At 75.3% G+C, this 11,909-nt stretch carries 8 protein-coding genes; all 8 read right to left on the bottom strand.

Annotated features, from left to right (window positions below; translation table 11 throughout):
* Positions 1–188 precede the first annotated feature (188 nt).
* Positions 189–1,778 (bottom strand): PH domain-containing protein, encoded by a 1,590-nt coding sequence (locus tag HF577_RS33840; protein WP_169400076.1) that lies wholly within the window; start codon positions 1,776–1,778, stop codon positions 189–191.
* Positions 1,775–2,284, bottom strand: coding sequence for a PH domain-containing protein (locus tag HF577_RS33835; RefSeq protein ID WP_169400075.1), 510 nt, complete (start codon positions 2,282–2,284; stop codon positions 1,775–1,777). The genes HF577_RS33840 and HF577_RS33835 overlap by 4 nt, the downstream gene beginning before the upstream one ends.
* A gap of 173 nt (positions 2,285–2,457) precedes the next feature.
* A complete protein-coding gene (locus HF577_RS33830; RefSeq protein WP_169400074.1) occupies positions 2,458–3,606 on the bottom strand; it encodes an acyl-CoA/acyl-ACP dehydrogenase in 1,149 nt (382 codons plus the stop codon).
* Between the two features lie 11 nt (positions 3,607–3,617).
* On the bottom strand, positions 3,618–4,517 hold the full coding sequence (locus tag HF577_RS33825) for a sucrase ferredoxin (protein ID WP_169400073.1): 900 nt from the start codon (positions 4,515–4,517) through the stop codon (positions 3,618–3,620).
* 64 nt (positions 4,518–4,581) lie between these two features.
* Positions 4,582–6,213 carry an AMP-binding protein gene (locus tag HF577_RS33820; protein ID WP_312859556.1) on the bottom strand — a complete coding sequence of 544 codons (1,632 nt, stop codon included), beginning with the start codon at positions 6,211–6,213 and terminating at the stop codon, positions 4,582–4,584.
* A 138-nt stretch (positions 6,214–6,351) separates the two neighbouring features.
* Positions 6,352–8,331: an ArnT family glycosyltransferase gene (locus tag HF577_RS33815; protein WP_169400072.1), complete on the bottom strand. Its 1,980-nt coding sequence runs from the start codon at positions 8,329–8,331 to the stop codon at positions 6,352–6,354.
* Positions 8,328–9,584 (bottom strand): glycosyltransferase, encoded by a 1,257-nt coding sequence (locus tag HF577_RS33810; RefSeq protein ID WP_169400071.1) that lies wholly within the window; start codon positions 9,582–9,584, stop codon positions 8,328–8,330. The genes HF577_RS33815 and HF577_RS33810 overlap by 4 nt, the downstream gene beginning before the upstream one ends.
* 89 nt (positions 9,585–9,673) lie before the next feature.
* Positions 9,674–11,707, bottom strand: a complete 2,034-nt coding sequence (locus HF577_RS33805; RefSeq protein WP_169400070.1) for a glycosyltransferase family 39 protein — start codon at positions 11,705–11,707, stop codon at positions 9,674–9,676.
* Positions 11,708–11,909 lie beyond the last annotated feature (202 nt).

Here is an 11,909-nt window from a genome sequence, read left to right as displayed (position 1 = left end):
TCGCCGTCCCGCCGCCCCCGGCGCCCGAGCGGCGCCCGGAGCGCGAGGACCCGGGCGTGGTGGCCGAGGTGCTCGGCTCGCCCGTGGTGAAGTCGTTCCTGCGGTCCGCGGCGACTGCGCTGGGCCGCGAGGTCACCCGTGGCCTGTTCGGCACCCGCACCCGCCGACGTCGCTGACTCGCGGCCGGCTCAGGGCCCGGGCTCGGGACCGGTCGCGAGGAACGGCGTGAGCAGGTGCGGGACGGCGGCGTCGGCGAGCGCCGCGCCGTCGGCGGCGCCCACGTCGAGCACTTTGTAGCCGCCCGCGCCGGCCGCCGTGATCGCCTCCAGCGAAACCATCCCCGACCGGCGCTGGAAGATGCTCTGCCGGAACGTCCAGCCGATCACGCCGGCCCGCTGCAGGGCGACGGTTCGCCGCTGCACGGAGCCCTGCCGGCTCACGAGGTGGCGGCTGGTGAGCTCGTGGCCCAGGTTGCGGTAGCGGTCGAGGCCGAGCAGCGCGGCGAGCGGGAGCAGCAGCAGGCTCGGCGGGCCGAGCCACGCCAGGCCGGGCACGGCCGCCCCGGCGGCGAAGACACCCGCCACCAGTACCGCGGTGGGCCCGAGCGCCCGGGTCATGCGCCGGAGCAGGGCCGCCCGCGGATGCCGGCGCAGCGGGGCGAGGGTGATCTCCTGCGGGTGCTCGCGCAGCGCCGCCGACGCCACCCGGTGGGCCTCGTCGCGGGGGCACGGCGGTTGCAGCGCCCCGCCCTGCGCGTCCCGGGACAGGCCCGCGGACAGCGCCTTGCACTGCGCGCCCCGCCCGGCGCGCAGCAGCAGCGACTCCACCACCTCGGCACCCCGCAGCCGCTGCTCCGACACCGACAGCGAGCGCCGGGTGAGCAACCCGCGCCGGACGTGCAGCGTGCCGGTGCCGATGCCCGCGCCACCGGACGTGGCCGCGGCGGAGCCGTCCGCCGCGGCCTCGCGGGTGAGCCGGTAGTCGTACCAGCGCTCCGCGAACAGCAGCATGGCCCCGACCACCGCGACGGCCACCAGGATCGCCGCGAGCACCGCGACGGTCAGCCAGATCGGGGTGTGTGTCAGCCGCTCGGTGGCGTCGTCGACGGCCGTGATGTCGCGCGGGTTCAGGCCGAGATCGTCGAACAGGTTGAACACGGCCGCGCCGACCGCGCCGACGCCGGCGATCGCGGAGAACGTCAACGGCGCGAAGCGCAGCCAGGACCAGCGCAGCCGGGCCAGCTCCGTGGCTCGTGGGCGCGGCGGGTCGGCGACGGCGTCTCCCGCCGGGGCGGTACCGGCCACCCGAGAACGGTCCAGCAGCTCCCGGCGCAGTCGCTCGGCCTCCGCCGTGGTCACCGCATCAAGGCTCAGCCCGGAGGACTCCGCGGTGGACCCGGACGCGGCGCCGATCTGCACGACGCTGAGCCCGAAGACGCGGTGCAGGAGCTTGGCGGTGAGGTCGACGGTGCGGATGCGGTCGCGCGGCACCGAGCGCTGCTGGCGGCGCAGCCACCCGCTGTGCAGCTCGACGCGTTCGGCGGTGATCCGGTACTGCGTGGTGCGCCAGCGCACCACGCCGGCGAGGATCGCCAGCACCCCGATCGCGACGGGCAACCACAGCCGCATCGGGTCGCCCCCGCGTCCGGTGACGAGCACGATCAGCGCCACCGGCAGGAACCGCACCAGGCTGCCGAGCGGGCCCACCACGAGCATCCGCTTGTCGAGCCGCCGCCAGGGCGTCTCAAGGGCGGGGCGCGCGTCGGTGTCGGACGTCATGTCGCATCACCCGGGGTGGCCTGGGTGGTCTCGGTGAGCATGCGGGCCAGCTCGGCCGCGGCGTGGTCCTCCAGGCCGTGGATCTTCACCGGGCCGCGTGCCGAGGCCGTGGTGACCGTGACACTGGCCAGCTTGAGCAGCTGCTGCAGCGGCCCGTGCTCGGTGTCGACGGTCTGCACCCGCGAGATGGGGGCGATCCGCCACTCCCGGACCAGCCAGCCCGACAGGGTGTACACGGCCTCCGGCGTGACCTCCCAGCGGTGGATCCTGTAGAGCAGCGGCGGCACGACGACCGTGTAGACAAGGGTCACCGCGGCGGTCGCACCGGCGGTCCAGGCGAGCCATCCCGGGGCGCTCCCGCCCATCGCGACCAGCACGATCACCTGCGGCGCGACGAGCACCACCAGCGTCACCAGCGCGCGCAGCTGCCACCACCGCACGGCGCGCGGGCTCACCTGGTGGGCAGGTGGTCGGAGCGGGAGAGCGGTGGGGACGGCGGTGGCCATGCCAGGAGTCTGCCGGTGATCGCCACCCGGGCGCGAGCGGCTAGTGCGGTGGCCAGGAACGTTGCCGGGGTGATCGCGTGATCAGAACGGCGCCTCGCGCGAGGACCCGGTGGACGTTTCTGGCCGCCGCACTTGGCCACGACGGTGCGCGGTGGGTGGCCACCGGAAGGGGCTCAGGGGCGGCCGAACGCCGTGAGCTGGGCCGTGCGGACCCCGGCGGTCTGCGCCTGGATCAGATGGAACGCCGCTTCGCGGGCCCAGCGCTGCTCCGGGCTGGTCAGGAGCAGCGCGCTGCCCGAACGGGCCGCGATCAGCGCGTTCGCCGTGCGGACGGTCAGCTCGGTGACCTCGGCGCGCACCGCGGTGCGCTCGGGCACCCGCTCCGCCACCGGCACGGTGAGCAGGGCGTAGGCCACGCTGCGGAGGTGAGCGGCGCGCTCGGCGAGTGTCATGGCCAGCTCGACCGCCGCCGGGCGGTCCTTCGCGGTCCCCAGCTCGGCCAGCGCGCCGAGCAGGCGGCGCAGCAGGCCGAGGGAGGCGGGACTGGTGTTCGCGGTGCGGGCGGTGTCGTGGGCCCGCCAGGCCGGGACGTCGAGCGTGGCGAGCACGTCGTCGGCGTCGATCTCGAGGCCGTCCATCTCGAGCGCGACGGTGCGCGTCCCACCCATGACGGCCAGCGGCAGCGGCGCCCCGGCTCGCAGGCCGGGACGCTCCGAGGCCGGCAGCAGGGCCAGCACGAACCGGTCGTCGGGGGTGGTCGCGGCGATCATGACGACGTCGATCAGGCCCCAGCCGGTGCACCAGTCGGCCATGCCGGAGAACGTCCACCCGCTGCCCCGGGGCTCGGCCCGCACCGCGGGTGGCCCCGGCCGCCGGATGTGGGCGATCGCGATGCCGGCGGCGGTGCTCGCCGCCGCCAGACCGGCGCGGTGGCGCTCGGCGGCGGGACCCAGCGTGATGGCCTCCGGTGCGAGCCCGGGGAGCGGGCCGCGGGACAGCGCCTGCGGGAAGCGGTGCTGGGTGGTGACGAACCAGGTGGCCCCGCACGCTCCGCTGGTCAGCTCGACGGTCTCGGCGTCCACCCGCTCGTCGGCGCCGTGGCCACCCTCGGCCACCGGGATCCGTACCGACAGCAGCCCGTGCCGGGCCAGCAGCGCGGGATGCGCGGGATCGACGCCGCGGGCCGGGTCGTCGGCCGCCACGGCGTGCGGGAAGAGGACGTCAGCGGCGATGCGGGCGGCGGAGCGCACGGCGGGATGCTCGGCCACCCGCGGGTCCGGCGCGAACAACGCCTCCACGGCCGCGGCCGCAGCGCACATCACGGAGACCGACGCTACCGCCCGTCGAGCGGGCGCACCTCCGTGGCGCGCAGGGCGGTGTAGGGCAGCGCGTCGGCTCCGCAGGACGCCGGCCGGGGCGCGGAACCCTCCGCGGCGGCGACGTCGACGGCCCAGCGCCGCCCGTCCCGGGCACTGACGACGACGGTGCCGCCGTCGGCGTTGCGTGCGTCGTCGGCCACCTCGAGCGCATGCGCGTCCCGCAGCCCGGTGGCGGCGCGCACGGCCAGCTCGGCCACCTGGCCGGCGGGCGACCACGTAGAGCGGCCCCGGCACAGCGCCGTCTCGACCTCGTCGGAGCCCGCGGCCTTGAGCGCCGCGACCGCGGCCGCCGGGTCGAGGCGCCCGTAGGCGTAACCGGTGGGGAGCACGAGCGCGGTCGGGGCGAACCGGTGACCGCCGAGGTGGCTGCACTCCCAGACGTCCACACCGCCCAGTTCCATCAGCCCCAGTGCGAGCGCCCGGCCGTCGAGGGCGCAGCAGCGGTCGCGCCTGCCGTGGGTGCACACCATCAGGAGGGGATCGGTGACCGTGCCGCCCGGCAGCGGCGCGCCCGCGGCAGGCAGGACCACGTCCCCGAGCTCCGACGGGCCGGCCACCGTCAGCAGCGTGGTGCGCGCGGTGGCCGGAGCGGTGTCGGTGAGGTACACCCGCGCCGGACCGTCACCGCGCCTGCCCGGGCGCCGCACCAGCAGCAGACGCCATCCGGTGGCGGCGGCGTGGGCGGCGAACGCGGCCACGGTGGGGTCGGGATGGTTCTCGACGCTCTGCGGCCACGCACCTCGATGCTCGACGCACACCCAACGGGGCGCGACCGGGGCCGTGCCCGCCAGTGGTTCGTCGAGGGAGCGGGCGAGTGCCGCGCACCGCTCTCCCGTCTCCGTTCCCGCGTCCATTGCGCCGACCATATCCAAGCCTGCCCTAACTCAGGCGGGTGACTCCCTCATCCGAGACCGGCCCTCATACGAGATCGGCGTCCTTGTCGGGCCCGCGCAGCTCACGGTGCACGACCTTGCCGGTGGCGTTGCGCGGGAGCCCGTCCACGAACTCCACGTCCCGGGGCACGGAGAAGCGCCCGAGCTCGCCGCGCACCCAGGCGCGGACGTCGTGGGCGTCGACCGAGGCGCCCGGCTCCAGCACCACGAACGCGGCCAGCCGCTGGCCGTACTGCGCATCCGGGACGCCCAGCACGGCGGCCTCCCGCACCTCCGGCCGGGCGGTCAGCAGATCCTCCACGGGGCCGGGGTGCACGTTCTCCCCGCCGGAGACGATCATGTCGTCGGCGCGGCCGGTGAGCTGCAGCCTGCCGTCCTCGTCGAGCCTGCCGATGTCGCCGGTGCCGAGCATCCCCCCGGTCCGCTCGATGTCCGCGCCCTCGCGCGTGTAGCCCTCGAAGGGCATGTCGTTGCGGACGAAGACCCGCCCCTCCGTCCCCGTCGGCACCGGCCTGCCGTCCTCGTCGAGGATGACCAGCCGGGTGCCGGCCGGGGCCCGGCCCGCCGTGCCGGGTGCGGCGCGCAGGTCGGCGGGGGAGGCGATGCTGGCCCAGGACACCTCGGTGGAGCCGTAGAGGTTGTAGAGCACGTCGCCGAAGCGGTCCTGGAACGTGGTGGCCAGCTCGGCGGGCAGCGCCGACCCGCTGACGGCCACGATCCGCGGCCGGTGCTGCGTCCACGCGGCGTCGAGCTGCGCGGCGGGCAGCTCCAGCACCCGCTGCAGCATCACGGGCACCGCGAACACGGCCTCGCAACGCTGCTCCTCAACGACGCGCAGGAACTCGGCGGGGTCGAACTTGCGCCGCAGCACCACCGGCGATCCGTGCAGCGCGGCCAGCTGCAGCGCGGCGTAGCCCCAGGTGTGCAGCAGGGGAGCGGCGATCAGCACCGGCTCGGCGGCGCGCAGCGGGATCGTCGACAGGATCGCCGCCGCGGGGGCGAGGCTGCGCGGCGGCGGCCGACGGGCGCCCTTCGGGGTGCCGGTGGTGCCCGAGGTCAGGACGATCGTGCGGCCCACCCGGGGGCGCCGCGGCAGTGCACCGGTGCCGTCGAGCTGTGTCAGGTCGTGGACGACCGGGCAGTCGGCGGGGAGCCCGGCCAGCGCCGCGTCGAACTCCGGGTCGGCGACGACGGTGTGCAGCTCCAGCTCGGCCGCGACCTCCTTGAGCTGTCCTGCCGAGAGTCCCGTGTTGAGCAGCACCACGTCGGCGCCCAGCTTGCCGACCGCCACCTGGGCCTCGATTGCGCCGCGGTGGTTGCGGCACAGCACCCCGACGCGCACGCCCGGGCCGACGCCCGCGTCGGCGAAGCCCCGCGCCATCGCGTCGGTGCGCCGCTGCAGCTCGCCGAAGGTGACCGCGCCCTCCTCGTCGATGACCGCGATGCGGTCGGGGTGGCGGGCGGCGCCCACCACGTACGCGGCCGCGATCGTGAACCGGTAGCGCAGTAGGCCGAGGCCCATCCCGAACAGCCGGTCGGGGCGCTCGGTCCGGACCACCCCGGAGCGTCTCAGGGCGACGATCGCCCGGCCCGAACCGGCCACCTGTTCGGCGCCCGCCCGCATCGACCCCAGTACCCGCGTGAACACATCGATCACCGGCCCAGTCTGGCAGCGGCGGGGCCTGCCCCGCAGTCCGCCGTCAGGCCGACGCAGCTCGTGAAGACCTGTCCAAAGGGGACGATCCGGATGGGGTGCAGGAGGGAGTTCACCGGACGAACCTCCTCCTCCGGGCGATCAGTGCGTGTGCCGGGTGAGGTCGTAGACCGTCTGGCCGCCGATCGTGCTGTGGGAGAAGTTGTCCTGCACCCACGTCGCGATCGGGGACCGCTCGCCACCGAACCCGCCCGCGAAGAAGTAGTGCACCTGGCCTGCGGCGACGTAGCGCTGGAACTGTTCGAGGGTGGGAGCGGGGTCGGAGCCGTAGAACCCGCCGATAGCCATCACGGTCGTGCCGCTCGCCAGCGCGAGCTGGGAGCTGACCTGGGATCCGATCGAGGCGGCCGACCATTCGGTTCCAGCGTGCTGCAGGAGGGAGACCAGCTCCGGGTCGATCCCCTGCGCAGGCCCTCCGACCATCGCGGCGATACCCAGGGGGAGGGCATCCGGGCGCTTGTGCAGCTGGTCGAGGAAGTAGGCCGCGATACCGCTGGGAGGTCCCGCTGCCGGGAGGCTCCCGGTGTGCGGGGTCGCCGCGGTGTCCACGGCGTAGGCGGCGGGCGCGACGAGTACCGACAGCGCCACGACCGTCGCCGTGACGGTCCAGCGGCGCCGTCCGGAGACGGGCACCAGCAGCGCGAGCACGGCGAGGACGCCCAGTGCGGCCACGACCCAGCGCAGCCACGGCAGGAACTCCGGGGACCGGTCGAGCAGCACCACCGCCCACGCCGCCGTCCCGGCCACGACCAGCGCGAGCGCGAGACGTCCCACCCAGGAGCCGCGGCGGCGCCACAGCTCGTATCCACCGATCCCGACCAGCGCCGCGATCCCCGGGGCGAGCGCCACCGTGTAGTAGGAGTGGAAGATCCCCTCGGCCAGGCTGAACACCAGGGCCGACACGACCGTCCAGGTGCCCCACAGCACGAGGGAGGCGCGGGTGCGGTCGATGCGCGGCGCCCGCCGCGTCAGCCAGAGCCCGATCACCAGCAGGGCCAGCGCGGCCGGGAGCAGCCACGAGACCTGCGCGCCGACATCGGTGCCGAACATGCGGGCGAGCCCCGCCCCGCCGCCGAAGCCGCCTCCGCCGGGGGCGCCGTGGGCGCCGTGGGCCATGTCGGCACCGGGAGGCATGCCACCACCGGCTCCGTGGGCCATCCGGTCCCGGACGGCATCGCCCGCACCGGCCGCCCGCCCGGTACCGCTCCGGTGCCCGCCCGGGTCCCCGGAGCCACCGAAGATCCGGCCGAGGCCGTTGTAGCCGAGCGCGAGCTCGAGCACGCTGTTGGTCTGCGAGCCGCCGATGTACGGGCGGTCGGCCGCAGGCCACAGCTCGACGGTCGCCACCCACCAGCCGGCCGCCACCACGAGCGCGACCCCCGCCGCGAGGAGCTGCCTGATCCGGCGCCAGAAGCCGGTGGGCGCCGCCACGAGGTAGGCCAGCGCCAGCGCCGGGACCACGACGAGGGCCTGGCCCATCTTCGCCAGGAACGCGAAGCCGACGAGCGCGCCGGCCAGCACCAGCCACCGGGTGCCGGCGACCTCGACCGCGCGGACGGTGGCGTACGCCGCAGCCACGATCAGCAGCACGAGGAGCGCGTCGGGGTTGTTGAACCGGAACATCAGAGCCGCGACGGGGGTCAGCGCCATCGCCGTGCCTGCGAGCAGCCCGGCCCGATGCCCGGACACCCGGCGTACCGCGGCGTAGATCAGGGCCACCGTCGCGACGCCCATGAGCGCCTCCGGCACCAGCATGCTCCAGGAGGAGAACCCGAAGATCCGGCCGGAGAGTGCCATCACCCAGAGCGCGGCAGGCGGCTTGTCGACCGTGATGATGTTGCCCGCGTCGAAGGAGGCGAAGAAGAACGCCTTCCAGCTGCGCGTCATCGACTCGACGGCCGCCGCGTAGAAGCTGTTGGCGAAGCCGGACGCGCCCAGGTCCCACAGGTAGAGCACCGCGGTGGCGGCGAGCAGCACGCCCAGCGCGAGCCGCTCGTGCCGTCTCTTGGGCGGCACTGACGCGACGGGCGCCGGATCGGCGGGGGCAAGGGTGGTGGTCATGTCCGGATCTCCTCGACGGTGGGGGTTGCCGGGCGGCGCGAACGGAAGATCCACGAGCGGAACGCGACGAAACGCAGGATCGTCGCCGCCCCGTTCGCGGCGACGAGCACGATCAGCTCGGTGGTGTGGCTCGCCCCCGGCGCCCAGTGCGCCAGCGCGGCCAGCGCGGCGGTGGTGAGCACGAGCCCCAGTCCGAACACGATCAGGCCCTGGAGCTGATGGGTGGCCCCCGCGCCGCCGCGGACTCCGAACGTCAGCCTGCGGTTGGCCGCGGTGTTGGCGACGGCGGTGACGACCAGGGCCACCAGGTTGGCGCCGAACGCGCCGAGCGGGTCGCGCAGCAGCGCGTAGAGGACGAGGTAGGCCAGAGTGCTGACCACGCCGATCGCCGCGAAGCGGACGAGCTGGCCCGGCAGTCCCCTCGGCACGCCTGCCACCTCCGGGCCGGAGAGTGCTCCCCGGCCGAGCTGCCCGCGCAGCTCCTGCACGGGCAGCCGCCCGGTGGCGAGCGCCCGGCCGAGCCGGACCACGCCCCTGAGGTCGGCGAGCGCCGTCGCGACGATGTCGACCCGGCTGTCCGGGTCGTCGACCCAGTCGACGGGCACCTCGTGGATGCGCAGTCCGCTGCGCTCCGCGAGCACGAGCAGCTCCGTGTCGAAGAACCAGCCCGTGTCCTCCACCAGCGGCAGCAGCCGCTGCGCGACGTCGGCCCTGATGGCCTTGAAGCCGCACTGGGCGTCGGAGAACCGCGTGGCCAGCGCGCCGTGCAGGAGCAGGTTGTAGGCGCGGGAGATGAGCTCCCGCTTGGCGCCGCGCACCACCCGGGACCCGCGCCCGAGCCGGGTGCCGATCGCGAGGTCGGAGTGCCCGGAGATCAGCGGCGCCACCAGCGGGAGCAGCGCCGCCAGGTCGGTGGAGAGGTCGACGTCGCAGTAGGCGAGCACCTGCGCGTCGGACGCCGTCCAGGCGGCGTGCAGCGCTCGGCCGCGGCCCTTCTGCGCCATCGTCAGCGCGGTCACGCCGGGCAGCTGCGCGGCGAGCTCGGCGGCGATGCGCGGGGTCGCGTCGGTGCTGGCGTTGTCGGCGATCGTGATCCGGAACCGGTAGGGGAACTGCTCGGTGAGGTGGGTGTGCAGCCGGTGGACCGACGGCGCCAGGTCGGTCTCCTCGTTGAACACCGGCACGACCACGTCGAGCACGGGAGGAGCCTGCGGTCCCCCGGGAACGGGGTGCGGCGCACTGTCGACGCTCATGGTCTCGACCGTCGGGGGATGCGCTGTCCCGGCCTTGTGGCGCTGATGTGGAACAGCTGTGTGTCCGGTCGACCCCGGAGTGACGGTGCTCATGGCGCCACCGGAGCGGTGAGGTCGAAGAGCGTCGTGCCGTCGACGGTCGTTGCGGGGAAGGTGTCCGCCACCCACGCGGCGATCCGCCCGGCCTGGTCACTGCCCCCGCTCGTGGTGTCGTCCGACCCGCGGCCGCCGATGAACCAGTGCACCTGTCCCTGCGCCACGAGCTGCTGGAAGCGTTCGAGCGTCGGAGAGGGGTCGGTGCCGTTGAAGCCGCCGACCGCCATCACGGGCGAGCCGGTCGCGAGCTGGTAGCCGGCGGCGCTGTTGGAGCCGACGGCGGCGGCCACCCAGGTGTGGGCGGCGGCGTCGCGCTGCAGGAGCGTCACGACGTCGGCCGGCGGTGTCGGCGACCCCAGCAGGGACGCCAGGCCGGCGAACCCGCCGAACCCGCTGCCGGGCGGCGCGTCCCGGTGCGGTCGGGCCCGGTGGGCCGGGCCGGCGGGTGCGGCACCCGGGCCGGTACCGAACCGGCCCGCCTCGGTACCGAACCCCGGGAACTGCCCGGGTCGGCCGAACGCAGCCGGCCACCCGCCGCCGAAGCCGCGCACACCGGTGCCCACCGGTCCCGCCGAGGGAATGGCGCCGGTGTGCGGGACGGCCGCCGTGATCAGCGAGTACGCGGCCGGCCCGGCGAGCGACGCCAGCACGGCCGCGGCCGCGACGCCCGTCGTGAGCGCTCGCGGCAGCCGGGGCACGGCGAGCAGGCCCACCGCGCCGGCCGCACCTGCCGCCAGCACCACGGGCGCCAGCCACGGCTGCCACTTCGGGGTCCGCTCCAGCAGCACGAACGCCCATGCCGCCGTCAGCGCCACGACCGCGGCCAGCGTCACCCGTGGTGCGACCGTGGCCCGCGCCCGCCACAGCACCGTTGCCCCGATCCCCACGAGTGCAGCGATGGCCGGCGCGAGCGCGACCAGGTAGTAGGGATGGAAGATCCCGGCCATCAGGCTGAACACGGCGCCGGTGACGATCAGCCACCCGCCCCAGACCACGGCCGCCGCCCTGAGCCGGTCGGTGCGCGGGGCCGCGCGGGTCCGCCAGAGCAGCACGACGAGCAGCACCAGCGCCGCAGGCAGCAGCCACGACGCCTGCCCGCCGAGCTCGCCGTCGAACAGGCGGGTCAGGCCGGTCTCACCCCAGCCGCCCGTCCGGCCGCCCGCACCGCCGCCGACGCTGCCGACCTCGTCGCCCGTCAGCCGCCCGAAGCCGTTGTAGCCCAGCACGAGCTCCAGCACGCTGTTGTGCTGCGAACCGCCGATGTAGGGCCGCGACCCGGCAGGCCACAGCTCGACGGCCAGCACCCACCAACCGGCTGTGACCACCAGTGCGACGGTGGCGAGCCCGAGGTCCCGCAGCCGGCGCCCGACCCCGACCGGGGCGGCCAGCAGCCACACCGCGGTGAGGGCGGGCAGCACGAGGAACGCCTGCAGCATCTTGGTGAGGAAGCCGAGCCCGACCAACGCCCCCGCCAGCACCAGCCAGCGCGTCCGGCCGCCCTCGGCCGCCCGGAGCGTCGCGTACGCCGCCCCGATGAGCAGGAGGGTGAGCAGGGCGTCGGGGTTGTTGAACCGGAACATGAGCACGGCCACCGGGGTGAGCGCGAGCGTCGCGCCGGCCAGCAGCCCGGCCGCGGTCCCGGCGGTGCGCCGCACCGTGGCGTGGAGCAGCCCGACCGAGGCCACCCCCATCAGCGCCTGCGGGACGAGGACGCTCCAGCTGCTCAGCCCGAAGATCCGCACGGACAGCCCGCTCACCCACAGCGCCGCGGGCGTCTTGTCGACCGTGATCGAGTTGGCGGCGTCCGACGAGCCGAAGAACCACGCCTTCCAGCTCACGCCACCGGCCTGCGCCGCCGCGGCGTAGAACGAGTTGGCCCAGCCCGACGCGGACAGCCCCCAGAGGTAGAGCACTGCGGTGGCGGCGAGCAGCACGGACAGCGCCGCCCACCGGGCTCCGGACGCGGGACGCGACGGGGGAGGTGCGGTGCGCGGCGGGTCGACCGCGGTCGGAAGCGTCGTGGTCACATGGGCCGAGGGTGGTGCCCCGGGCTGTGCCGTCCCGGTGCGGAACCTGTGGGGCGGCTGTGACTGAGCGGCCGCGGGCACCGTTCGGACCAGCGACGATCTGCCGTCCGCCCGGCACGGGCGGTCCGCCGGTCAGCGTCCGCGCGGCAGTGGTACCGGCGCGGGTACGGGGCCGGGGTGCACCACGCGCAGCGGCGTCGTC

This window comes from Pseudonocardia xinjiangensis, from assembly GCF_012911925.1.
In the GTDB taxonomy this organism is placed as follows: Bacteria; Actinomycetota; Actinomycetes; order Mycobacteriales; family Pseudonocardiaceae; genus Pseudonocardia; species Pseudonocardia xinjiangensis.
Note: the sequence above shows the minus strand (reverse complement) of the source record. Positions and strands in the feature narration are given on the sequence as shown.